General features: G+C 55.9%; 23 protein-coding genes. 9 read left to right on the forward strand and 14 right to left on the reverse strand.

Annotation, left to right across the window (positions count from 1 at the left end; all coding sequences use genetic code 11):
* The first annotated feature begins 82 nt into the window (after positions 1-82).
* The 4 genes from nirB (at position 83) to ACQG22_RS21800 (ending at position 4,773) form a co-directional block, all read left to right on the forward strand.
* Positions 83-2,626 carry a nitrite reductase large subunit NirB gene (nirB, locus tag ACQG22_RS21785; RefSeq protein ID WP_369706781.1) on the forward strand — a complete coding sequence of 848 codons (2,544 nt, stop codon included), beginning with the start codon at positions 83-85 and terminating at the stop codon, positions 2,624-2,626.
* Positions 2,623-2,949 (forward strand): nitrite reductase small subunit NirD, encoded by a 327-nt coding sequence (gene nirD / locus ACQG22_RS21790; protein ID WP_013099065.1) that lies wholly within the window; start codon positions 2,623-2,625, stop codon positions 2,947-2,949. Before nirB ends, nirD begins: the two co-directional genes overlap by 4 nt.
* Before the next feature lie 134 nt (positions 2,950-3,083).
* Positions 3,084-4,457: a siroheme synthase CysG gene (cysG, locus tag ACQG22_RS21795; protein ID WP_013099066.1), complete on the forward strand. Its 1,374-nt coding sequence runs from the start codon at positions 3,084-3,086 to the stop codon at positions 4,455-4,457.
* Positions 4,458-4,602: 145 nt separating this feature from the next.
* Positions 4,603-4,773, forward strand: a complete 171-nt coding sequence (locus ACQG22_RS21800) for a YhfL family protein (RefSeq protein WP_008503029.1) — start codon at positions 4,603-4,605, stop codon at positions 4,771-4,773.
* 145 nt (positions 4,774-4,918) lie between these two features.
* On the opposite strand, the gene trpS is transcribed toward ACQG22_RS21800, so the two are convergent.
* The 12 genes from trpS to ACQG22_RS21860 form a co-directional block, all read right to left on the reverse strand.
* The gene (gene trpS, locus ACQG22_RS21805; protein ID WP_020687783.1) at positions 4,919-5,923 is read right to left on the reverse strand and encodes a tryptophan--tRNA ligase; all 1,005 of its coding nucleotides are present in this window, start codon (positions 5,921-5,923) and stop codon (positions 4,919-4,921) included.
* A complete protein-coding gene (gph, locus tag ACQG22_RS21810) occupies positions 5,916-6,677 on the reverse strand; it encodes a phosphoglycolate phosphatase (RefSeq protein WP_029882160.1) in 762 nt (253 codons plus the stop codon). Before gph ends, trpS begins: the two co-directional genes overlap by 8 nt.
* Positions 6,670-7,347 carry a ribulose-phosphate 3-epimerase gene (gene rpe, locus ACQG22_RS21815; protein ID WP_008503032.1) on the reverse strand — a complete coding sequence of 226 codons (678 nt, stop codon included), beginning with the start codon at positions 7,345-7,347 and terminating at the stop codon, positions 6,670-6,672. Before rpe ends, gph begins: the two co-directional genes overlap by 8 nt.
* 41 nt (positions 7,348-7,388) lie before the next feature.
* The gene (dam, locus tag ACQG22_RS21820) at positions 7,389-8,201 is read right to left on the reverse strand and encodes an adenine-specific DNA-methyltransferase (RefSeq protein WP_013099069.1); all 813 of its coding nucleotides are present in this window, start codon (positions 8,199-8,201) and stop codon (positions 7,389-7,391) included.
* 67 nt (positions 8,202-8,268) lie between these two features.
* Positions 8,269-9,570, reverse strand: a complete 1,302-nt coding sequence (gene damX, locus ACQG22_RS21825) for a cell division protein DamX (protein ID WP_102752326.1) — start codon at positions 9,568-9,570, stop codon at positions 8,269-8,271.
* Between the two features lie 92 nt (positions 9,571-9,662).
* On the reverse strand, positions 9,663-10,751 hold the full coding sequence (gene aroB / locus ACQG22_RS21830) for a 3-dehydroquinate synthase (protein ID WP_029882162.1): 1,089 nt from the start codon (positions 10,749-10,751) through the stop codon (positions 9,663-9,665).
* A 57-nt stretch (positions 10,752-10,808) separates the two neighbouring features.
* Positions 10,809-11,330 carry a shikimate kinase AroK gene (aroK, locus tag ACQG22_RS21835; RefSeq protein WP_003861630.1) on the reverse strand — a complete coding sequence of 174 codons (522 nt, stop codon included), beginning with the start codon at positions 11,328-11,330 and terminating at the stop codon, positions 10,809-10,811.
* Positions 11,331-11,616: 286 nt separating this feature from the next.
* Positions 11,617-12,852: a DNA uptake porin HofQ gene (gene hofQ / locus ACQG22_RS21840; RefSeq protein ID WP_038981443.1), complete on the reverse strand. Its 1,236-nt coding sequence runs from the start codon at positions 12,850-12,852 to the stop codon at positions 11,617-11,619.
* Positions 12,767-13,159 (reverse strand): HofP DNA utilization family protein, encoded by a 393-nt coding sequence (locus tag ACQG22_RS21845; RefSeq protein ID WP_246932334.1) that lies wholly within the window; start codon positions 13,157-13,159, stop codon positions 12,767-12,769. Before ACQG22_RS21845 ends, hofQ begins: the two co-directional genes overlap by 86 nt.
* Positions 13,149-13,610: a HofO gene (locus ACQG22_RS21850; protein ID WP_114519300.1), complete on the reverse strand. Its 462-nt coding sequence runs from the start codon at positions 13,608-13,610 to the stop codon at positions 13,149-13,151. The genes ACQG22_RS21845 and ACQG22_RS21850 overlap by 11 nt, the downstream gene beginning before the upstream one ends.
* A 3-nt stretch (positions 13,611-13,613) precedes the next feature.
* Positions 13,614-14,102, reverse strand: a complete 489-nt coding sequence (locus ACQG22_RS21855; RefSeq protein WP_222169124.1) for a PilN domain-containing protein — start codon at positions 14,100-14,102, stop codon at positions 13,614-13,616.
* A complete protein-coding gene (locus ACQG22_RS21860) occupies positions 14,099-14,875 on the reverse strand; it encodes a DNA utilization protein HofM (RefSeq protein ID WP_369706780.1) in 777 nt (258 codons plus the stop codon). Before ACQG22_RS21860 ends, ACQG22_RS21855 begins: the two co-directional genes overlap by 4 nt.
* A 120-nt stretch (positions 14,876-14,995) precedes the next feature.
* Here ACQG22_RS21860 and mrcA point away from each other — a divergent pair, with 120 nt between their 5' ends.
* Complete coding sequence (gene mrcA / locus ACQG22_RS21865) at positions 14,996-17,548, forward strand: peptidoglycan glycosyltransferase/peptidoglycan DD-transpeptidase MrcA (protein ID WP_013099079.1); 2,553 nt, start codon at positions 14,996-14,998, stop codon at positions 17,546-17,548.
* Positions 17,549-17,630: 82 nt separating this feature from the next.
* Here the strand turns inward: mrcA and nudE are convergent, their stop codons facing one another.
* Complete coding sequence (nudE, locus tag ACQG22_RS21870) at positions 17,631-18,191, reverse strand: ADP compounds hydrolase NudE (RefSeq protein ID WP_029882167.1); 561 nt, start codon at positions 18,189-18,191, stop codon at positions 17,631-17,633.
* 325 nt (positions 18,192-18,516) lie between these two features.
* Between nudE and ACQG22_RS21875 the strand changes: the two genes are divergently transcribed.
* From ACQG22_RS21875 to hslO, 4 genes are all read left to right on the forward strand, one after another.
* Complete coding sequence (locus ACQG22_RS21875; protein WP_013099081.1) at positions 18,517-20,655, forward strand: intracellular growth attenuator family protein; 2,139 nt, start codon at positions 18,517-18,519, stop codon at positions 20,653-20,655.
* Between the two features lie 62 nt (positions 20,656-20,717).
* Positions 20,718-21,401 carry a GMP/IMP nucleotidase gene (yrfG, locus tag ACQG22_RS21880; protein ID WP_013099082.1) on the forward strand — a complete coding sequence of 228 codons (684 nt, stop codon included), beginning with the start codon at positions 20,718-20,720 and terminating at the stop codon, positions 21,399-21,401.
* Entirely contained in the window at positions 21,398-21,799 is a 402-nt protein-coding gene (gene hslR, locus ACQG22_RS21885; RefSeq protein ID WP_013099083.1) for a ribosome-associated heat shock protein Hsp15, read from the forward strand. Before yrfG ends, hslR begins: the two co-directional genes overlap by 4 nt.
* 24 nt (positions 21,800-21,823) lie before the next feature.
* The gene (gene hslO / locus ACQG22_RS21890; protein WP_013099084.1) at positions 21,824-22,702 is read left to right on the forward strand and encodes an Hsp33 family molecular chaperone HslO; all 879 of its coding nucleotides are present in this window, start codon (positions 21,824-21,826) and stop codon (positions 22,700-22,702) included.
* Positions 22,703-22,736: 34 nt separating this feature from the next.
* Here hslO and ACQG22_RS21895 read toward each other — a convergent pair whose 3' ends face one another.
* Entirely contained in the window at positions 22,737-24,485 is a 1,749-nt protein-coding gene (locus tag ACQG22_RS21895; protein WP_222169121.1) for a DUF4153 domain-containing protein, read from the reverse strand.
* Positions 24,486-24,691: the final 206 nt, after the last annotated feature.

Raw genomic sequence — 24,691 nt, forward strand, 5'->3', positions numbered from 1 at the left:
GAAGGCGTATTTGATTTGCATCAATAAGTGCCCCTGCTGAATCGTTAAGGTAGGCAGTAATAGAAAAGAAATCGAGGCAAAAATGAGCAAAGTCAGACTCGCTATCATCGGTAACGGCATGGTCGGCCACCGCTTTATTGAGGATCTTCTCGATAAAGCCAGCGCTGAGCAGTTCGATATTACCGTGTTCTGTGAAGAACCCCGCAAGGCGTACGACCGTGTGCACTTGTCTTCCTACTTCTCCCATCATACCGCCGAAGAGCTCTCTCTGGTGCGTGAAGGTTTCTATGAGAAGCATGGCGTAAAAGTGCTGGTGGGCGAACGCGCTATCACCATCAACCGTCAGGAGAAAGTGATCCACTCCAGCGCTGGCCGTACGGTTTTTTACGACAAGCTGATCATGGCGACTGGCTCATATCCGTGGATCCCGCCTATCAAAGGTTCGGAAACGCAGGATTGCTTCGTTTACCGTACCATTGAAGATCTCAACGCCATCGAATCCTGCGCACGCCGCAGTAAACGCGGCGCGGTGGTCGGGGGCGGCCTGCTGGGTCTGGAAGCAGCCGGAGCGTTGAAAAACCTCGGCGTTGAAACGCACGTCATCGAATTTGCCCCGATGCTGATGGCCGAACAGCTGGACCACATGGGTGGCGATCAGCTGCGCCGTAAGATTGAAAGCATGGGCGTGAAAGTCCATACCAGCAAAAACACCAAAGAGATTGTGCAGGAAGGCACCGAAGCGCGTAAAACCATGCGCTTTGCCGACGGCAGCGAGCTCGAAGTTGACTTTATCGTCTTCTCCACCGGTATTCGTCCACGCGACAAGCTGGCCACCCAGTGCGGTCTGGCGGTTGCCCAGCGCGGCGGGATCATGGTGAACGATACCTGCCAGACCTCCGACCCGGATATCTATGCTATCGGCGAATGTGCCAGCTGGAATAACCGCGTGTACGGTCTGGTGGCGCCGGGCTACAAAATGGCGCAGGTCGCCGTTGACCATATCCTCGGAAACGAAAACGCCTTCGAAGGCGCGGACTTGAGCGCCAAGCTGAAGCTGCTGGGCGTGGACGTGGGCGGCATCGGCGATGCGCATGGCCGCACGCCGGGCGCGCGCAGCTACGTTTATCTCGACGAGAGCAAAGAGATCTATAAACGCCTGATCGTCAGCCAGGACAACAAAACCCTGCTCGGTGCGGTGCTGGTGGGCGACACCAGCGACTACGGCAACCTGCTGCAACTGGTGCTGAACGCCATCGAACTGCCGGAGAATCCGGACGCGCTGATCCTCCCGGCGCACGCTTCCAGCGGCAAGCCGTCTATCGGCGTCGATAAACTGCCGGACAGCGCGCAGATCTGCTCCTGCTTCGACGTCACCAAAGGCATGTTGATCTCCGCCATCAACAAAGGCTGTCACACCGTTGCGGCGCTGAAAGCGGAAACCAAAGCCGGGACCGGCTGCGGCGGCTGTATCCCTCTGGTCACACAGGTGCTTAACGCCGAACTGGCGAAACAGGGCATCGAAGTGAACAACAACCTGTGCGAGCACTTCGCGTACTCCCGCCAGGAGCTGTATCACCTGATCCGCGTGGAAGGCATTAAATCCTTCGACGAACTGCTGGCCAAGCACGGCCAGGGCTATGGCTGCGAAGTGTGTAAACCGACCGTCGGCTCCCTGCTGGCCTCCTGCTGGAATGAGTACATCCTCAAACCAGAACATACACCGCTGCAGGACACCAACGACAACTTCCTGGCAAATATCCAGAAAGACGGGACTTACTCCGTTATCCCACGCTCTGCGGGCGGTGAAATCACCCCGGAAGGGCTGGTGGCCGTGGGCCGTATCGCGCGTGAATTTAACCTCTACACCAAAATCACCGGTTCCCAGCGTATCGGCCTGTTTGGTGCACAGAAAGATGACCTGCCGGAGATCTGGCGTCAGCTGATTGAGGCGGGCTTAGAAACCGGTCACGCGTATGCCAAAGCGCTGCGAATGGCAAAAACCTGCGTGGGCAGCACCTGGTGCCGCTACGGCGTGGGCGACAGCGTGGGCTTCGGCGTCGAGCTGGAAAACCGCTACAAAGGCATCCGTACCCCGCACAAAATGAAGTTCGGCGTCTCCGGCTGTACGCGTGAATGTGCCGAAGCGCAGGGGAAAGACGTGGGGATCATCGCCACCGAGAAAGGCTGGAACCTGTACGTCTGCGGTAACGGCGGGATGAAACCACGCCACGCTGACCTGCTGGCGGCCGATCTTGACCACGACACGCTGATTCAGTATCTCGACCGCTTCATGATGTTCTACATCCGTACCGCCGACAAACTGACCCGTACCGCTTCCTGGCTGGATAATCTGGAGGGTGGCATCGACTACCTGAAGTCGGTCATCATCGACGATAAGCTGGGGCTTAACGAACATCTGGAAGCCGAGATGGCGCGCCTGCGCGCGGCGGTGATTTGCGAGTGGACGGAAACCGTCAACACGCCAGCGGCACAGACACGCTTCAAACACTTCATCAACAGCACCCAGCGCGACCCGAACGTGCAGGTAGTAGCAGAGCGCGAACAGCATCGTCCGGCGACACCTTATGAACGTATTCCGGTGACGCTGGTGGAGGAAAACGCATGAGCCAGTGGGTAAACATCTGCAACATTAACGACATTCTGCCGGCAACCGGCGTCTGTGCGCTGCTGGGAAACGAGCAGGTCGCGATTTTCCGCCCTCGCCACGACGAACAGGTTTTTGCCATCAGCAATATCGACCCGTTTTTTGAGGCCAGCGTCCTCTCCCGCGGGCTGATTGCCGAGCATCAGGGTGAGCTGTGGGTCGCCAGTCCGCTGAAAAAACAGCGTTTCCGTTTAAGCGACGGACTGTGCATGGAAGATGAAAGCTACTCGGTGAAGCACTACGACGTTCGCGTGAAGGACGGCCAGGTGCAGTTAAAAGCCTAACCCCCGCCTTTCCTATAGGAAAGGCTTATGACCCCTTATGGGTAACGGCAGGAAAAACCGTATGTTTCCGGCGATTCCTGCTGTTATTCTGACGTCAATTCTTACCCCCTCCATGAATGCTGTGAGGTAATGTCGTGGACCACCTGCCGATTTTCTGTCAATTACGCCATCGCGACTGCCTGCTTGTGGGTGGCGGCGATGTGGCTGAACGCAAAGCCCGCTTGCTGTTAGAGGCAGGTGCCCGTCTTACGGTTAACGCCCTCGCCTTCGCACCACAGTTTGAAGCCTGGGCGAAGGAAGGGATGCTCACGCTGAATCAGGGGGAGTTTAACGAGTCCCTGCTGGATACCTGCTGGCTGACTATTGCCGCGACGGATGACGATGAAGTGAATCAGCGCGTTAGCGATGCCTGCGAAGCGCGCCGTATATTCTGCAACGTGGTGGATGCGCCGAAAGAAGCCAGCTTTATCATGCCGTCGATAATCGACCGTTCACCGCTGATGATTGCGGTGTCGTCAGGTGGCCGCTCGCCGGTTCTCGCCCGCCTGCTGCGGGAAAAACTGGAAGCACTGCTGCCGCAACATCTTGGACAAATTGCCCACTATGCAGGGCAACTGCGTTCCCGGGTGAAGCAAACCTTCGCGACCGTGGGCGAGCGCCGTCGCTTCTGGGAAAAATTCTTCGTCAATGACCGGCTGGCCCAGTCGCTGGCCAATCAGGACGTGAAGGCGGTTGAAGAGACGACCGAGCAGTTACTCTCTGAACCGCTGGATCATCGTGGCGAGGTGGTGCTGGTAGGCGCAGGCCCCGGCGATGCGGGACTACTGACGCTGAAAGGACTCCAGCAGATCCAGCAGGCCGATACCGTTGTGTATGACCGTCTGGTCTCCGATGAAATCATGAATCTGGTACGTCGCGATGCGGACCGGGTGTTTGTGGGTAAACGTGCGGGTTATCACTGCGTGCCGCAGGAAGAGATTAACCAGATCCTGCTGCGGGAAGCGCAAAAAGGAAAACGTGTGGTGCGCCTGAAGGGCGGGGATCCGTTTATCTTTGGTCGCGGCGGCGAGGAACTGGAAACCCTGTGCAACGCAGGTATTCCGTTCTCTGTGGTGCCTGGCATTACGGCGGCATCCGGCTGTTCGGCATACTCCGGTATTCCATTGACCCATCGTGATTACGCGCAGAGCGTGCGTCTGGTAACGGGGCACCTGAAAACCGGCAGCGAACTGGACTGGCACAACCTGGCCGCCGAAAAGCAGACGCTGGTCTTCTATATGGGGCTGAATCAGGCCGCTACGATCCAGGCGAAATTACTGGAACACGGCATGGAAGCGGATATGCCCGTCGCACTGGTGGAAAACGGCACCTCCATTAAGCAGCGCGTGGTAAATGGCGTACTGACACAGCTGGGTGAGCTGGCGCAGCAGGTTGAAAGCCCGGCGCTGATTATTGTCGGCCGCGTGGTCGAGCTGCGCGATAAACTCAACTGGTTCTCAAATCACTAGCGCATATTCTCCCCTCTTCGAGTAGTCCTTAACCGGACTACTCCCCTGTTACTGCTGTCGATAACATACCTCCCGCGAAATGGAACTTTTCCATTTATTCCCTCGTGTTACATCCAATTTAGTTTTTTTAAGACAAGGAATGCGTATGTTCAAACTGGCTAAAGCTGCCGTTCTGGTAGGCCTGTTATCGACTCTGACGGCCTGCACTGGCCACGTGCAAAACACCAAAAACAACTGCAGCTATGATTACCTGCTGCACCCGGCGATCTCTATTTCGAAGATCATCGGGGGTTGTGGCCCGGCGGCACAGCAGTAAGCTGTTTTACAGGTGTAAAAAAACCGGGGATTCCCCGGTTTTTTTGTTTAGAAAAGTGCGGCGTGATGCCCTCACCCTGGCCCTCTCCCACAGGGAGAGGGTACAAACCCTAAAAACGGTAACGCCGTTACCGTTTTGCTTTTACCTACGGCTTCGCAACAAACCCAATCGCTTCGTACACCGCTTTCAGGGTTTCTGACGCGCGCGCGCTGGCTTTTTCAGCGCCCTCTTTCATCACCTTCTGCAGGAAGGCTTCATCGTTACGGTAGCGATGATAACGCTCCTGCAGCTCGGTCAGCATACCGGAAACGGCATCCGCCACTTCGCCTTTCAGGTGGCCGTACATCTTGCCTTCAAAGTGCTGCTCCAGCTCAGGAATGCTCTGGCCGGTCACACCGGAGAGGATATCCAGCAGGTTGGAGACCCCCGCTTTGTTCTGCACATCGTAGCGCACAACAGGCGGCTCGTCGGAGTCGGTCACGGCACGCTTGAGCTTTTTAACCACCGATTTCGGATCTTCCAGCAGGCCAATAACGTTGTTGCGGTTATCGTCAGACTTGGACATCTTTTTGGTCGGCTCCAGCAGCGACATCACGCGTGCACCGGATTTTGGAATAAATGGCTCTGGCACTTTGAACACTTCGCCATACAGGGCGTTAAAGCGCTGGGCGATATCACGGCTCAGCTCCAGGTGTTGCTTCTGGTCTTCACCCACCGGCACCTGGTTAGTCTGATACAGTAGAATGTCAGCCGCCATCAGCACCGGATAGTCAAACAGACCGGCGTTAATGTTCTCGGAATAGCGCGCGGATTTATCCTTGAACTGCGTCATGCGGCTCAGTTCACCAAAGTAGGTGTAGCAGTTCAGCGCCCAGCCAAGCTGTGCATGCTCCGGCACGTGAGACTGAACGAAGATGGTGCTCTTTTCAGGATCGATCCCGCAGGCCAGATAGAGCGCCAGGGTGTCCAGCGTGGCTTTACGCAGCTTCTCAGGATCCTGACGGGCGGTAATAGCATGCAGATCCACAATGCAGTAAATGCAATGGTAGTCATCCTGCATGCTAACCCACTGACGTAACGCACCCATGTAGTTACCAATGGTCAATTCACCTGACGGCTGGGCGCCACTAAAAACGATGGGCTTAGTCATTTTTCAATTCCTGATGTTCACTGTATGAAAGCCCGAGTGCGGGCAACAAATCTTTGAAGCGATCGAACACGACGTCCGGCTCACTCAGGGTAATGGCCTCACCGTAGTTGTAGCCATAAGTTAACCCCACGGAGGGACAACCCGCCGCTCTGGCAGCCAGAATATCATTGCGTGAATCACCGACAAAGAGCAGCTCAGCAGGTGTTAAGGATAATTTTCCTGCCACCAGCAACAGCGGTTCCGGGTGCGGCTTTTTATTCTGTACGTCATCACCGCCCACAATCACGGTGAAGTATTTCGCGATATCCAGTGCGTCCAGCAATGGCGCAACAAACGGCGTCGGCTTGTTGGTAACCAGCCCCAACGGAATGCCTTTCGCATGCAGCGCGCTCAGCGTTTCCTTCACGTCCGGGAACAGGAAGCTGCCTTCTTCAACGGTTTCTGCGTAGAAACGGTCAAACAGTTTGCGCAGAATACGCAGTTGTTCTTCCTGCGGGATATCCGCGTGATCAACGCTCGGTTTACCCTGTGCGGAACGTTGTGACGCACGCTCCTGCCGAGCCCACGTCAGGGCGCGCTCCATCAGGACATCTGCGCCATTACCAATCCACGTCACGACGCGATCTTCGCCCGCGACGGGCAGTTCAAGGGCGTACAGCGCCTGGTCGACGGCGCTCGTTAAGCCCGGCGCGCTGTCAACCAGCGTGCCATCGAGGTCAAATGCAATACCCCGGGTTGCCTGCAATTTATCCATGACTTACCTTCGCCAGCTCGCGGCGCATTTCATCTATAACTTTTTTGTAATCCGGTTGGTCGAAAATTGCCGAACCTGCAACGAACATATCCGCGCCCGCAGCCGCAATTTCACCAATGTTATTCACCTTCACGCCACCATCCACTTCCAGACGGATGTCATAGCCGGACTCATCAATACGACGGCGCACTTCACGCAGTTTATCGAGCGTGTGAGGAATGAATGACTGCCCGCCAAAGCCCGGGTTAACGGACATCAGCAAGATAACGTCCAGCTTATCCATCACATAGTCGAGATAGCTCAGCGGCGTTGCCGGGTTAAAGACCAGACCCGCTTTACAGCCGTTTTCTTTAATCAGCTGCAGCGTGCGGTCAACGTGTTCAGACGCTTCCGGGTGGAAAGTAATGATGCTGGCGCCCGCCGCGGCAAAATCAGGCACGATGCGGTCAACCGGTTTCACCATCAGATGGACGTCAATGGGCGCGGTAATACCGTAGTTACGCAGCGCCTTGAGCACCATGGGGCCAATGGTCAGGTTAGGAACGTAGTGGTTATCCATAACGTCGAAATGGACGACATCCGCACCCGCGGCGAGCGCGTTAGCAGTGTCCTCACCCAGGCGGGCAAAATCGGCCGACAGAATTGAGGGAGCAATCAAAAACTGTTTCATCCGCATCTCCTTGAAATGTGTTTACCGGCGGGCAAAACGGCTCAGGGGCGATAAAGAGCCAGGAGTTCATCCACCTTTTTACGTGTGCCGCCGTTGCTGCTAATGCTACGCCGCACTTTGACCTGAAAATGCTTCGCGGCTTTGTACCATTCGCGCGTATCAGGGGTATCGTGATTCGAAATTAACACCGGAATTCTTTTGCTGACCAGCTTTTCCGCCATCTCCGCCAGACGAGCCTGCTCGGCCGGACTGAAGCTGTTGGTGTGATAGGCGGTAAAATTCGCCGTCGCAGACAGCGGGGCGTACGGCGGATCGCAGTAAACCACCGAGTCTACGCCCGCCAGTTCCATACACTCTTCATATGAGAGGCAGTGGAATTCTGCATTCTGCGCTTTTTCAGCAAAGTGATACAGCTCGTCCTGCGGGAAGTAAGGGCGCTTATAGCGGCCAAACGGCACGTTGAATTCCCCACGCAGATTATACCGGCACAGGCCGTTGTAACCATGGCGGTTGAGATAGAGGAACAACAGTGCCCGACGGAACGGATCCTGGCTCTGGTTAAACTCAGTGCGCAGCTGGTAGTAAACATCCGGGTGATTGTTCTCGGGCGTAAACAGCTTGCGCGCCTCTTCCACATACTCATCGGTACGCAGTTTGACGATGTTATAGAGGCTGATGAGATCGCTGTTGATATCCGCCAGGATATAACGAGAAAAATCGGTGTTCAGGAACACCGATCCTGCGCCCACAAAGGGCTCGATAAGACACTCGCCTTTAGGCAGGTGCTTTTTAATATCATCAAGCAGGGGGTATTTCCCCCCTGCCCATTTCAGAAAAGCGCGATTTTTTTTCATGCTGACTAACTGATTACACCTTCTCCGGCTGTGGAGAAAGCTCCGACAGCATCCTGCGCTTTAAACATTACTTAAGATCGGCCTGAACCTGATGAATGGGCTTCGCCCACGGGTTTTTCGCCTGAACGTCTGCTGGCAGTGTCGCCACGGCACGTTTCGCTTCATCTTTAGAAGCATACACACCGCTCACCAGCACATACCACGGCTGCCCGTTACGGGTCGTCTGATAAACCACGTAGTTTTTCAGATTCGATTTCTTCGCCCAACCGTTGAGGTTGTCATAGTTGGACGAACTGCTCAGCTGCAGCGTGTAGTTACTGGATGGCGCAGATTTCAGTGAACCGACGTTACCCGTCGTTTTACCGGTTGTGCCAGCCGATGCTGTGGCGGTTGCAGCTGGAGCCGTTGTCGCCGCAGGTGCAGTGGTGGTGGCCGTGGCTTTCGGTGCAGTCTGCGTCACTGGCGCTTTTGCAGGCTCGCTTGCCGCAGCGGTTTCAGTCCGTTTCGGCTGCACCGGGGTTGCTTTGACTTCTGGTGCTTTTACCACAGCCTGAGGTTTGGTTTCACGCTTAGGTTCAATGACCGCCTGCTTACGTTCCTGACGTGGTGCAGTCTGAGTCTGACGCGGCTTGCTTTCCGTTGCTGCGGTTTGTGGCTGAGCGTTGCCACCGCGAACAGGCGCAACGGTTGCAGGTTCAGTTGGCAGCGTAGAGTTCACCACGACGTTATCCACCTGCTGCTGGTTTTGCGGCTGCATCAGCGCGTTGTTCAGATCGCCCTGAACTTCTACACGCTGCTGGCCTTCTGGCGTGGCAGGTGCCTGATTCTGAGCGGGGGTAGAAGAGACTGGCGGCAGGGAAACATCCTGCGCCGTCGTTGTGTTACTGGCGGTCTGCTCTGCGGAGGTGGTCCCCGGCGCTGGCTGTGCACCATTTGCCTGATCTGCCGCATCGTTACCGGAGAGGTTGATGCTCTTCTCAGTGGAAGCCGTTTGCTCGCCAGAATTCGTGGAAGGCGCTTTCAGCGCGGAGCCAATGCCGACAATCAGCAGCACAAGCACCAGAACGCCCAGTCCCATCATGATGTACTGGCGGGAGGCCGGTTTCTGCGCGGCCGCTTTTTTACGTTTACGCGGGCGACGCTCTACTGGCTCTTCGTCCATTGAATCTTCTTCGGACTCATAATCCTCTTCTTCTCGCTCATCACGCGCATTGCGGCTACGTGAAGGGCGACGATCGTCTGCATCCAGATCAACATCGTCAAAGTTGATCTGCGGCTCGTTATCACGTTCTGAAGATTGACGAGAACGACCAGTACGACGATCGCTGGGATCGGGTTTCAGCTCGTCTTCTGGTTTGAATTCATCCATTTAACACCCCACTCAAAGGCTTATGCCTACGACTTTGCATTTCGCCTGAAGCTAAACGACCACCGGTAACAGTGGCCTGACCTTTCTAGTTGTTACGCCTGCTGACAATCAGCGATAGCGCCAAGAACGACATCGTGCGGCACTCCGCCGCGCACTTCACTCTTCCCTATTGCAAGCGGGAGTACAAGACGCATCTCACCTGCCAATACTTTTTTATCGCGCATCATGTGGGGTAAATACGCTTGCGCCGACATCTCCTGCGGCCCGGTTACCGGCAAGCCAGCACGTTCCAGCAGTGCGATGATACGTGCCGTCTCTTCCGGTTTGAACTGACCCAGACGTTCGGAGGTACGGGCAGCCATCACCATGCCAGCAGCGACAGCTTCACCGTGGAGCCAGTTTCCGTAACCCATTTCGGCTTCAATCGCGTGGCCAAACGTATGCCCAAGATTCAGTAAAGCACGTAAGCCCGTTTCACGCTCGTCTGCTGCAACAACTTCTGCTTTCAGCTCACAACAACGGCGAATGCAGTATGCCAGTTTAGCCTCATCCAGGCGCAGCAGCGCATCCATATTCTCTTCCAGCCAGTTAAAGAACTCGCCGTCGAGAATAATGCCGTATTTGATCACTTCAGCCAGGCCAGAGGCCAGTTCGCGTGCTGGCAGGGTTTTCAGACAGTCGAGATCCACCACCACCGAAGCAGGCTGGTAGAACGCGCCAATCATGTTTTTGCCGAGCGGATGGTTGACCGCGGTTTTGCCGCCAACGGAAGAGTCGACCTGAGACAGTAAGGTGGTCGGAATCTGAATAAAACGGACACCACGTTGATAGCTTGCTGCCGCAAAGCCCGTCAGATCGCCCACAACACCGCCGCCGAGAGCAAGCAGTGTCGTATCGCGACCATGGGGTTTTTGCAGCAATGCGGTAAAGACGGTATCCAGTACCGTCAGGCTTTTATACTGCTCGCCATCGGGCAGAATTACACTGTCGACCTTCACGCCCGCCTGCTCAAGCAGGTGGCGAACGCGGTCAAGATAAAGCGGAGCCAGCGTCTCATTGGTGACCAGCATCGCCTGATCACCCGCTTTCAGTGGTAAAAAGGAAGCTGGGTCGTTAAACAAACCAGCCGCGATGGTGATAGGGTAACTACGTTCCCCGAGAGTAACTGTAATCCTCTCCATGACGCGACATCCACCTTTAATGCTTTTACCCGCAGGCGAGTGTATATAAAGCCAGAATCAGTTGCTTTCCAGCATATGAATAATCTGGTTTGCAACCACTTTAGCGCTCTGATCATCAGTACGAATGGTCACATCAGCAATCTCTTCGTACAGAGGATTGCGTTCATCGGCCAACGCTTCCAGAACTTCGCGTGGTGGCGTTTCAACCTGCAGCAGCGGGCGCTTTTTATCGCGCTGCGTACGTGCCAGCTGTTTTTCAATGGTCGTCTCAAGATAGACCACTACGCCACGGGCGGAGAGACGGTTGCGGGTTTCGCGAGATTTTACAGAACCGCCGCCGGTCGCCAGCACGATGCCCTGTTTTTCCGTGAGTTCGTTGATCACTTTTTCTTCTCGGTCACGGAAACCTTCTTCGCCTTCTACATCGAAGACCCAGCCCACATCAGCTCCGGTTCGTTTCTCAATCTCTTGATCAGAATCGTAAAATTCCATATTGAGTTGTTGAGCTAACTGACGCCCAATAGTGCTTTTGCCGGCACCCATAGGCCCAACCAGAAAGATATTGCGTTTCTCTGCCATTTTTTCGGTACTACTAAGACTATTCGTTAATGGTAATCCCCGCTTCGCAGACACCCGGCGTAGCAGGACATGAACTGAAACCTCATATGCAATAGAGCGAGAGTCAGACTAAAAATTATCTCAATACTCCGGCTTGTTTGGCAACTGATTAAATCACCGCACCAGACGCATAAGACAACAAGACGTCAGTCCAACTCAAATCGGTACTCCTTGTATGCTAATTCATGCCCCACGTCAAACATCTGCAACAAACTGAATGCAAAATCATTGCGGGGATCGTTACCCGTCAGTGAATAGCCACCAGACGTGGTGTTATAAACACCACTAATTCACGCCGTTCGTTGTCTTTACCGTCATGACGAAAAAGCTGCCCAAGCCAGGGGATTTTACCGAGCCCGGGTACGCTATCACTTCCGGTTTTATTCTTTTGCGAGAAAATACCGCCCAGCGCCAGCGTTTCTCCACTTTTTACCTCCACCTGAGTCTCTATTTCTTGTTTGTCGATAGCCAGCGTTTCGCCATCAGCCTGTTGCAACACCTGCCCCGGCATATTTTCACTGATATGTAATTTCAGGCGCACGCGCCCGCCCGGTAGCACCACTGGGGTGACCTCCATACCTAATACCGCCTCTTTGAACTCCACAGAGGTAGCCCCACTCTCCCCGCTGGAGACCTGATACGGGATCTCACTGCCCTGTTTGATACTGGCCGGCTGCATATGTGAGGCCAGCAGTCGCGGGCTGGCGATGATATCGACCTGCTGTTTTTGCTCCAGTGCTGACAGCTCCAGATCCAGCAGCCTGCCGTTAATACGCCCGATGTTAAACCCCACATGGCTGGTGGCGCTGGCCACGGACAAATCACTGCCAAGGGTTGTCATTTGCCCAACCTTGCCCGCTTCAGTGGCCTCGGCAAGATTCCATTTCACCCCCAGCTCCCGCAGACTTTTTTCGTTGATGGTGACGATATGCGCCGCCAGTTCGACCTGCTCGACGGGAATATCCATCTGTGTTGCCCAGCGCTGTAGCGTTTCCAGTACGGCTTTATTATCCCTGACCAGCAGCCGGTTGGTGCGTTTATCAAGAGAAAGACTGCCCTTCGGACTGAGCAGTTTTTCCGCTGCGTTTTGCAGCTCCCCGGCATCAGCGTATGAAAACGAAATGCTTTGCGAGAGCAGCGGAGCCTCAAGCTGCCTGCGGGCCCGGTCCTGTGCTTTACGCTCCTGCTGTTCGCGCTGCCAGGCCGCCGTATGGACATAGAAAATGCCGCCCTCCTCGCGCAGAACCAGCCCTGCGCTGGCGATCACCGTCTGTAATGCCTGTCGCCACGGAACATGCGTCAGACTGAGCGATAATGTGCCGCTTACGTCGGGTGACACCACCAGATTACGATTCTCCTGCGCCACCAGCGCCTGCAGGACCTGAACCACAGGAACGTCATCCACCACCAGCGTGACCGGCTTCGGTGCGGCGGCCAGCGGAGTGACGATCGTCAGTAACAGCAGCGTTATCCTTAAATTCATATTTTTTCGTTCCTTCTCGTTGCCATGTCCATTGCGCTGGCTCACAGGTTTCACCCAGGTTTATGACGAGTTGCGTCTCATTCATTGCGCTGACCCGCCAGCCCGCCGGTAAACGTTCCTCTAAGTGCAGGCGATACCAGCGCTGTTTCCCGTCCTGCAACAGGGCAACCCCGCCGACCATGCCGCGATAGTGCCACTGCGTCAGCTCGCCAACGGCACAGGGATCGTCAGGCGGACGAAACGGATCGCGCATCCCGGTGAGTAACAGCACTGAGCAAACCAGCAGGTAGCGCAGGCTATTTCGCATGGTCTAGCTCCAGTTGCACTCGCAGACGTAACGCCGCGCCCTGAGGCGCAAGCGTAAAGGCGGCAATCCGGACATCTTGCTGCGCCAGCCGGGCGAAAGCCGTCAGGATTGCTGGCCACTCGGCATCCAGCGCCAGCTCTCCACCGCCCGGAAGGGGTTTCCAGTGCACCAGCGTTGCGCCATCAGCCTGAAAATCCAGCGGGGAAAAGCGCACCACCGGGCGTGCGTCAGGCTCAGGTGTCCGGCGCGGCGCGTTGCTGGCGACAGGCCAGAGCGTCGCATGGCGCTGTACGGCGTCGGCCATTTGCTTCTGAAGCGCAGCAAGCTGTGAATTAAGCGGCCTCAGGAACAGGCCCCATGCGGTTCCCCACAACAAGGCAACGCCCAGCCCACCGCACAGGAGCCGGTACCGGCGACGGCTCTCACACCAGCGTTCAAATATTCTGTTCACACGTTACCCCTGGCCTGTGAGCTGAAAAGTGAACATCCAGCGCCCGTGATTATCCTGCCGTATCTCCCCTGCTGACCCTGGGGTAAAACCCGCTATTTGTCGCAGAGCATCACCCATTGCCGACAGGGCGGGCAGTGCTGAGGCATAGCCGTTAATCATCAAAGAGGGCGGTTGGTAACGAAGCTCAGTGAACCATGCCTGCGCCGGAATGGCATCGGAGAGTGACGCCAGCACCGGGTGCCATGCCATACGCTGTGGCTGGCGCGAGGGAGCGGGTGTGGCAAGAGGTAGACGAGAAGACAACGCGCGCTGCACGGTCTGCATGCCCGCCAGTTCAGCCTGCAGGGCGTGCAGTTTCAGGTGGGCGTGCATGCTCAGACTGAAGACCGTTGCCAGCGTCAGAATACAGGTGGTCGCAGACAGCCCTCCCCAGAACCGCACGCGGCGCGCGCGTCGTTGCTGTCGCCACGGAAGAAGATTGGTCATGCTCATTCAGGCACCTCGCTCATGGCCAGCGCCAGCGCGACGGCATAATCGGCACCGCACTCCGGCAGCGGGGGCTGACAGCGAGAGAGGAGCTCCCACGGGTCGCGCTGGCTATCAAACAGCGCGATATCGTCCGGCGCGAGAGCCAGCAGTGCCGCCAGTTCAGCCACGCTTTTGGCCTCGGTAGCGAAGCGGCGCCCCCACTGGTGGCGCATTGCCCACAACCACTGATGTTCGTCTCGCCACGCGACACACTGCGCCGGTACCACCGCAGGAAGAAAATTTGCCAGCGCGCTGGCATCCGGGGTAATCGTCACCAGCCGTAAATGCAGCGTTTTCGCGAGCGTCAGTAGTGTTTCAACCTCTTTGTTTTGCGCAGCGGTGACATGAAATGTGTTGCTGAACGTGTCCTGTGCGTAATCGAAGCACAGCGCATCAGGGGACATCTCCAGCTCACGCGAGAGCGCAGCCCCTAGCCAGGAGAGCTGTTCGCTGTCGCGCAGGGCGATAGCCGGGCGGGGCAACGATCTTTGCAGGGTACGCGCCGCCGGAAATGAGAGAAACACCCGGTGCTGATGCGGCAACGTACGTCGCCAGCCGCGTAATGCGTCAAACAATTGTTCTGGCTGACAAATTTTCCCGTCGAGGATGATGCCTTCCGTCAGCGGTATCGCCCACCAGCGGCGCAGACACCAGTTGAGACGCTCACGAACCAGCGCGACAATCAGCACCCTATCTTGTTGAATATGAACGCCCGTTTGCCATGTTTTGAAAGCCATGCTTCACGATCTCCTTATCGCCCGTCACCGTGACGGCTATATCAATGAATCAGGCTTGCCTTTATACTACCGCGCGATTGTTTAGAAACTGCCCAAGTGAAACCAGATGGGAAATCTCCGGTGAAGTTCGTAAAGTATTTATTAATCCTTGCAGTGTGTTGCATTCTGCTGGGAGCAGGCTCGATTTATGGTTTGTACAAATATATTGAGCCGCAGCTACCTGATGTCGCTACGCTTCGTGATGTGCGGCTCCAGATCCCAATGCAGGTTTACAGCGCCGACGGCGAGCTGATGGCGCAGTACGGCGAAAAACGCCGTATCCCGCTGACCTTAAACCAAATTCCCCCTGTGATGGTGAAGGCCTTCATCGCCACAGAGGACAGCCGTTTTTACGAGCACCACGGCGTTGACCCGGTGGGGATTTTCCGTGCCGCAAGCGTTGCGCTGTTCTCCGGGCATGCCTCTCAGGGGGCAAGTACCATTACGCAGCAGCTGGCGCGTAACTTTTTCCTCAGCCCTGAAAAGACGCTGATCCGTAAGATAAAAGAGGTGTTCCTCGCGATCCGCATTGAGCAGTTGCTGAGTAAAGACGAAATCCTTGAGCTTTACCTCAACAAGATCTATCTCGGTTATCGCGCCTATGGCGTGGGTGCTGCGGCACAGGTGTACTTCGGCAAGCCCGTGGAGCAACTGACCTTAAGCGAAATGGCGACCATTGCCGGCCTGCCTAAAGCCCCGTCCACGTTTAACCCGCTCTACTCGCTCGATCGCGCCACCGCACGTCGCAATGTCGTTCTGTCACGTATGCTGAGCGAAGGCTACATCAGCCAGAGTGAATATGAGCAGGCACGCAACGATGTCATCGACGCTAACTACCATGCGCCGGAAATCGCCTTCTCTGCCCCGTATCTGACCGAAATGGTTCGCCAGGAAATGGTCAGCCGTTATGGGGATAAGGCCTATGAAGATGGTTATCGCGTATACACCACGGTTACCCGTAAAGGGCAGCAGGCAGCACAGGATGCGGTGAGAAATAACGTGATGGACTACGATATGCGTCACGGCTATCGCGGCCCGTCCAACGTGCTGTGGAAGGTGGGAGAAAGCGCCTGGGACAGTAAAAAAATCACCAGTACGCTGAAAGCGCTGCCTACCTACGGCCCGCTGCTGCCTGCGGTGGTGACGCAGGCCACGCCTCAGGAAGCCGTTGCAACGCTTGCGGATGGCACCTCAGTCTCCTTGCGCATGGACGGGATCCGCTGGGCGCGTCCGTACCGCTCTGACACCTTACAGGGACCAACGCCACGCAAAGTGACCGATGTCGTACAAACCGGACAACAAATCTGGGTGCGTCAGGTGGGCGATGCCTGGTGGCTGGCGCAGGTGCCAGACGTCAACTCCGCGCTGGTCTCCATTAACCCGCAAAACGGTGCCGTGCTGGCGCTGGTGGGTGGGTTTGATTTCAACCAGAGCAAATTCAACCGCGCGACGCAGGCGCTGCGTCAGGTCGGTTCGAATATCAAACCGTTCCTCTACACGGCGGCGATGGATAAAGGCTTAACGCTTGCCAGTATCCTCAATGACGTGCCGATCTCTCGCTGGGATGCCGGTGCCGGTTCCGACTGGCAGCCGAAGAACTCGCCGGCGGAATACGCAGGTCCTATTCGCCTTCGTCAGGGGCTGGGTCAGTCGAAAAACGTGGTGATGGTGCGTGCAATGCGTGCAATGGGCGTCGATTACGCGGCAGAATATCTGCAACGTTTTGGCTTCCCGGCACAGAACATCGTGCGCACCGAATCGCTGGCGTTAGGCTCGGCATCGTTCACGCCGCTGCAGGTGGCGCGGGGGTATTCGGTCATGGCCAACGGCGGCTTCCTGATCGACCCGTACTTCATCAGTAAAATCGAAAACGACCAGGGTGGTGTGCTGTTCGAAGCGAAACCGAAAATTGCCTGTGCGGAGTGCGATATTCCGGTGATTTACGGCAATACGCCGAAGTCTGACGTGCTTGAAAACAAGGACATGGAAGATGTCGCCGTGTCGCAGGAGCAGCCGAACGGCGTGGTGCCGCAGCCACAGCTGGAACAGGCAAACCAGGCGCTGGTGGCGCAGAGCGGTGCGCAGGAGTATGCCCCGCATGTGATCAACACCCCGCTGTCATTCCTGATCAAGAGCGCGTTGAATACCAACATCTTCGGTGAACCGGGCTGGCAGGGTACCGGCTGGCGTGCCGGGCGTGATTTACAGCGCCACGATATCGGCGGTAAAACCGGGACCACCAACAGCTCGAAAGATGCCTGGTTCTCCGGCTACGGTCCGGGCGTGGTGACTTCGGTCTGGATCGGCTTTGACGATCACCGCCGCGATTTAGGCCGCACCACGGCGTCTGGCGCGATCAAAGATCAGATTTCCGGCTACGAAGGTGGGGCCAAAAGTGCGCAACCGGCCTGGGATGCCTATATGAAATCCGTTCTTGAGGGCGTGCCGGAGCAGCCGCTGACGCCACCGCCGGGCGTGGTCACGGTCAATATCGACCGCAGCACCGGGCAGTTAGCCAACGGTGGCAATAGCCGTGAGGAGTATTTCATCGAAGGTACGCAGCCAACCACGCAGGCGGTACATGAGGTGGGTACAGAGATTATTGATAACGGCGAGACGCACGAGCTGTTCTGACACCAAAGCAAAACGGCAACCTCGGGTTGCCGTTTTTGTGTTTGCTCCCTCTCCCGTGGAAGAGGGTTGGGGCATCAGGCCACTACAGCCGCCCCTGCCCCTTCAGCCATTCCCGCACCAGGAACAGCGCGCTCACGTTACGCGCCTCATTGAAGTCAGGATCTTCCAGCAAATCCATCAGGTGCGCCAGTGGCCAGCGAACCTGGGGCAGCGGCTCCGGCTCGTCACCTTCCAGCGATTCAGGGTAAAGATCTTCAGCCACCACAATATTCATTTTGCTGGAAAAATAGGAGGGAGCCATGCTCAGCTTTTTCAGGAACGATAGCTCTTTCGCGCCAAACCCAACCTCTTCTTTCAGCTCGCGGTTTGCTGCTTCAAAGACCGTTTCACCCGGATCAATAAGCCCTTTCGAGAAACCCAGTTCATAAGATTCCGTGCCCACTGCATACTCGCGGATCAAAATCAGATGGTCATCAACAATGGGGATGATCATCACCGCTTCACGCGATGAGGGGCGCATACGTTCATAAACGCGACGCACGCCGTTGCTGAACTCCAGGTCCACACTTTCGACATTAAACAGCCGGGATTTCGCGACAGTTTCAACACTCAGAATGGTGGGTTTTTGTAGTGGTTTGCTCATCTTGACGGGTCTTTGAAGTGTGAACTGACTTTATTGTGCGATACGCCGCACGGTTTCGGCAATGTCAATTGTTCTTTATTTACATTTGTGCAACCTGACAGGAATCAATCCTCAAATCAAAACAAATGTCAAGAGGTTGAAATGTTTCCAGGAATTTGCTGATATCGCGCCATGACAGGCTTTGCTATCATCATCGGTCACTGGGATGCGCTGCAGAATGCTCAAGTTCGACTCCATGCTTGCCGATAGCCAACCACAGACTCTCATTCATTGTTAAAGGTGCACTGACTACACCTGTAAGAAGATAAAGTAAGATGGGGAAAGCATGAGCACCATTTTGATCGTTCTCGCTGCTATGCTGGCCGGCGCTTTAGTTGCAGGGTGGGTATACAGGCGTCGCGTACAGCGTCGTTTCAGGCTGCCCTTTTTAACGGCCTTTGCCGGTGCCACAACGCGTAAACTCACGCAAGAAGAGCGCGATGCTGTTGAAAACTATCTCGAAACCCTCAACCGTTCCCAGTTAACGCCCGGGCCAACGGGGGCTACGGCTGCGCCTGTCACCCTCAATCTGAACGCACAAAGCGACACCGTGCTCTGCGTGACGCGCTCCATCACCCGTTATGGCATCACGACGGACGATCCCAATAAATGGCGTTACTACCTCGACTCCGTTGAAGTGCATCTGCCTCCCTCCTGGGAGCAGTACATTAATGACGAAAACAGCGTTGAGCTTATCCATACCGATTCGCTGCCGCTGGTCATCTCCCTGAACGGCCATACGCTGAATGAATACATTCATGAAGCACCGCGCTTTGCGCTGGAACGCGCGAGTTCAAAGCAGGCCTCCATTCGCGGTGAAGAGACCGAGCAAATTGAACTGCTGAACATTCGTCAGGAGACTCATGAAGAGCACGCCCTGAGTCGTCCGGATGGCATTCGCGAGGCGGTCCTGATTGTGGCCGCCTTCCTGCTCTTTTTCTTCTGTCTGCTGACGCCGGATGTGTTTGTCCCGTGGCTCGCGGGCGGTGCGCTGCTGCTGTTGGCCGCCGGGCTGTGGGGGCTGTTTGCGCCTCCGGCCAAAACCTCTTTGCGTGAAATTCACTGCCTGCGCGGCACCCCTAAGCGCTGGGGCCTGTTCGGTGAGAACGATCAGGAACATATCAACAATATCTCCCTCGGGATTATTGACCTTATCTATCCGCGCCACTGGCAGCCATGGATTGCACAGGATTTGGGGCATAAAACCGATATTGATATCTATCTTGACCGCCATGTTGTGCGTCAGGGGCGCTTCCTCTCCCTGCACGATGAAGTGAAAAACTTCCCGCTTCAGCACTGGCTACGCAGTACGGTTATCGCCGGGGGCGCAGCGCTGGTCTTTGCTCTGTTGCTGCTGTTCGTGCCGCTGGATATGCCCATCAAATTCACCCTGTCGTGGATCAAAGGGGCACAAACCGTAGAAGCCACCAGCGTTAAGCAGCTGGATGACGCTGGCGTGCGGGTGGGTGATACGCTCCGTCTGAAGGGGACCGGGATGTGTAACATCCACACCCCAGGGGCCTGGAATACCCGTCAGAACTCGCCGTTCATGCCGTTCGACTGCTCGCAAATCGTCTGGAACGATGCGCCGCCGTTGCCGCTGCCGGAATCAGATGTCGTCAATAAAGCCACTGCGCTCACCCAGACGCTCAACCGCCAGCTGCACCCGAAAACCGATGATGATTCACGCGTCAGCCCTGCCCTGCGTTCTGCCATTCAGAAATCCGGAATGGTACTACTGGATGACTTTGGCGAAATCGTATTGAAAACACAGGATTTATGTTCTGCACAGGATGAGTGCGTTCGCCTTAAAAATGCGCTCGTGAACCTGGGTAACAGCAAAGACTGGGACTCGCTGGTGAAGCGCGCCGAAGCGGGTCGACTGGACGGGGTGAACGTGCTGCTGCGCCCGGTGAGTGCCGAATCGCTGGATAACCTGGTGGCGACCTCTACCGCGCCGTTTGTGATGCGTGAAACCACCCGTGCGGCCCAGGCGCTGAATAGCCCGGCGCCTGGCGGTTTTGTGATTGTCAGCGATGAAGGCAGCGACCTGGTCGATCAGCCTTATCCGCAGATTGCCCTGTACGACTACCCGGCTCAGGAACAATGGGGGCAGTTCCAGCGTCTGGCGCAGATGCTGATGCAAACGCCGTTCAGTGCCGAAGGGATTGTGACCAGCATCTTTACCGATGCCAACGGTACTCGCCATATCGGCCTGCACCGGATGCCTGACAGCGCGGGTTTATGGCGTTATATCGGTACATCACTGCTGATGATCGCCATGCTGGTGTCTATTTTCTGGAACGGCATCATGGCCCTGCGCCGTTATCAGCGTTCGCGCACCCGGCTTGCTGAGATCCAGCAATACTACGAAAATTGCCTTAATCCTAAGCTGGTCCCCTCCTCTGAGAGCCTGATCGGATAACATCGCTGCGCGACAAGTTGTGCTACCCTGTCGCGCACGTTTCTTCTGGCTGGAGTTCCCCTATGCATCTTGATATCGCCTGGCAGGAGGTTGATACCGTCCTGCTGGATATGGACGGCACGCTGCTCGATCTCGCCTTCGATAATTACTTCTGGCAAAAGCTGGTCCCGGAGACCTATGGAGAACAGCAGGGTATCTCCCCGGCAGAAGCGCAGGAATTCATTCGTTCGCAATATAGCGCGGTGCAACATACGCTAAACTGGTACTGTCTGGACTACTGGAGCGAACGACTCGGTTTGGATATTTGTGCCATGACCACCGCCCAGGGCCCGCGCGCCGTACTGCGTGAGGACACCGTGCCCTTCCTGGATGCGCTGAAAGCAAGCGGCAAGCGCCGTATTTTGCTGACCAACGCCCATCCGCATAATCTGGCCGTGAAGCTGGAACATACGGGTCTTGCGTCACACCTTGATTTATTACTTTCCACCCACACATTTGGTTATCCGAAAGAGGATCAGCGGTTGTGGCATGCGGTGAAGGAAGAGACCGGTTTACAGCCGGAACGCACGCTGTTCATTGATGACAGCGAGCCCATTCTGGATTCCGCCGCGGCGTTTGGCATTCGCTACTGCCTGGGCGTGACCAATCCTGACTCCGGCCTGGCGGACAAAAGCTATCTGCGGCATCCGGGGCTGGGTGACTATCGTCAGATGATCCCCTCACTGACCGTGAAGGAGACGCCATGAAAGAAAAACCCTCAGATGGGGTAAGACTGGATAAATGGCTGTGGGCAGCCCGTTTTTATAAAACGCGCGCCCTTGCCCGCGAGATGATCGACGGCGGAAAGGTGCATTACAACGGCCAGCGTAGCAAGCCGAGTAAGCTGGTTGAACTGAATGCCACCTTAACGCTGCGTCAGGGCAACGATGAACGAACGGTGGTGATTAAAGCCATTACCGAACAACGACGGCCCGCATCTGAAGCCGTACAGCTTTATGAAGAGACGGCTGAGAGCATTGAAAAGCGCGAAAAGACCGCGCTGGCGCGCAAAATGAATGCGCTGACCATGCCCCACCCGGACCGGCGACCGGATAAAAAAGAGCGCCGCGATCTGATGAAATTTAAACACGGTGAGACCGAGTAACCCTCACCTGCACGAGAGACTATTATGGCCCAACACGACCAATTACACCGCTATCTGTTTGAACAATTCGCCGTGCGTGGCGAGCTGGTCACCGTATCCGAAACCTGGAAACAGATTCTGGAAAACCACAACTACCCGCTGCCGGTGAAAACCCTGTTGGGCGAACTGCTGGTTGCCACCAGCCTGCTGACCGCCACGCTGAAGTTTGCCGGTGATATCACCGTGCAGCTGCAGGGTGATGGCCCGATGTCGCTGGCCGTGATCAACGGTAACAATCAGCAGCAGATGCGCGGCGTCGCGCGCGTTCAGGGCGACGTTCCTGAAAATGCCGACCTGAAAACGCTGGTGGGGAATGGCTACCTGGTGATCACCATCTCCCCGGAAGAAGGTGAACGCTATCAGGGCGTGGTCGGTCTGGAAGGCGATACCCTGGCCGCTTGCCTGGAAGATTACTTCATGCGTTCAGAACAGCTGCCAACTCGCCTGTTCATCCGTACCGGTGAAGTAGACGGGCAACCCGCTGCAGGCGGTATGCTGCTGCAGGTTCTGCCCGCACAGGATGCGCAGACCAATGATTTTGAGCACCTGGCGACGCTGACCGAAACCATCAAGGCGGAAGAGCTGTTCAACCTGTCGGCGACCGATGTGCTGTGGCGCCTGTATCATGAAGAAGAGGTGACGGTTTACGATCCACAAGCCGTGGAGTTTAAGTGTACCTGTTCACGTGAACGCTGCGCTGGCGCACTGAAAACCCTGCCGGATGAAGAGATCGACAGCATTATGGCTGAAGACGGTGAAATCGATATGCACTGTGACTACTGCGGTACGCACTATGTGTTCAACTCGATGGATATCGCTGAAATCCGCAACAACGCCTCTCCGGCGGATCCGCAGGTTCACTGATCATAAAGCAACGGCTCCACAAGGAGCCGTTTTGTTAACGCACCAGCGCATTATCGTAGTTTATCTCTACGCGTTCACCGAAGATCTCAATATCTGCCCACGGCTTCACAACGGATTTCACCTTCCCCTGCTGCACTGCGCGTTCCAGCTCTTCCCGTGATAAACCATCAGGCATTTTCCAGGTATCGCCTGCCAGCTTCCAGCCGGTACCGGTTTGCGTGTACACCACAATCGTGCGGTCGCTAAACTGATAAATCACCGCTTCAGGCTTGCCGTCGCCGTTCAGATCCAGCGACATCAGTAAACAGGTTTTCCGCTCGCGGCTGCAGGAATCAAATCGGTACTGGTTATTCAGCATCGCCTGCCATAACCCCTTGTCGGGGCGAGACGTACCCGGTGCGAGTGTGAACTGCTTCTCAAGCATCCCGGCTGTCATCTTCCCTGCTCCGTCCCGGTTTCCGCTGAGAAGGCCGTACAGCTCACGCTGGCGCTTTGGCTCAGCCATAAACTGCCGATCGTATTGCAGCGTCTGCATGGCTTCGCGTCCCTTACGCCCGCTGTTGCTGAGCATATACAGGCTGACCTGATCCGCGTTGATGCGTCCGTCGTGGTAGCGCGCCATATGGCTTTCAACGCTGATACGCCACGGATCAAGCACCGGCGTATGAATCAAGATCAGGAGAATAAGCGCAAGTGACCCCGTTAGCGGGATAACAGACGCCTGCAGCTTTTGTGCCTGGCGGCGACAGAAGACAACGCTTATGCAAAATCCTACCGCCCAGACCAGCGCTACCAGCGTAATGAGCACGCCATACAGACGCTCCGGCGACCAGCCATATTGCGAAATGCGCAGCCATAACGCCCACCCTGCTAACACCGGATAGGCGGGAACGATAGCGATGGCGAGACGAACCATCCCGTTGAGAAGCGCATAGTAAGGTAGCGTCTGACGCTGCGGATGCCAGACAATCGTCACCAGAAAAAGGAGCAGTAGCGCTAAGGCGGTCAGCAGGCCCGCCGCGGATATCCGTGCGGAAATGGCCTCAAAGCCCATCACGGGCAATGCGCCAATAAACAGCAGGGCTAAGGCCGCCATCAGAGGCAACAGGCCGGTGGCGATCAGGGTAAGCAGGTTTTGTAATGCGCGCATCAAGCGCACCTGCATACGCGCCAGCACGGCGACACTGGCAGAAACCACGCCAATCGCCACTGAAATAAACCAGTCAGACTGGAAGAAAAGGCGATCAAAAAACTGAATGCCAATGAGTTTGAAGAGTTCAGCCCAGAGGAAAAGCACCAGCCAGAAGAGGCCGTTGGAGATAAAAATAGTGAGTATAGTCAGCGCGTTGTGCCAGTGCTTATCGTAAAAATCACTGTAGAACGAGGCCGTCGTCGCAGGCGACAGACGCCTTTGCAGCCATGGCAACATCAATAGCATCATCAACAGAAGATGAAAGCCCCAGACAAGCACGACCTCTTTAATTTCCCAGTGTTCAAGCCCGGACACGCTCCACTTAAGCCAGGCGCCCATACCGGCGACAACAGCGCCAACGATCGCGAGCGCCAGCCAGAGTAACGGTTTTCTGAATGACGTCACGGAAAGCGCGACAGTGGCGGTCATCGCCACCGTTGCAGGCATCACGCACAAAGACCACACCGTATCGGATGGCAATTTCGCATACGCGATGTACTCGCTGATCCCGTAGCAAATCAGCCCCTGTAAAGCGCCCACCAGCACGATGGCCAGGCGCGTTGAAGAGGATAACGTTTCACTGTTTTCCATCTCTCATCCCTTTTCCAGAAAAGCGTATTGTTTCATCAATCCGCGGACGACATGAATCGTTTTCATACTGTAACCCTTACGTAATTTTCTTACGTGTATGCGATTACATTCACATTCTTTCCGATAAAATCACCAGCCATTAACCTTTTCGGAACATTTTCCCCAACAAAAAAGCGATTCCTGCGATAATCCGCCTGCCCTGTGAC

This window comes from Enterobacter cloacae complex sp. 309I3 (assembly GCF_050031595.1).
GTDB classification, from domain to species: Bacteria; Pseudomonadota; Gammaproteobacteria; order Enterobacterales; family Enterobacteriaceae; genus Enterobacter; species Enterobacter cloacae.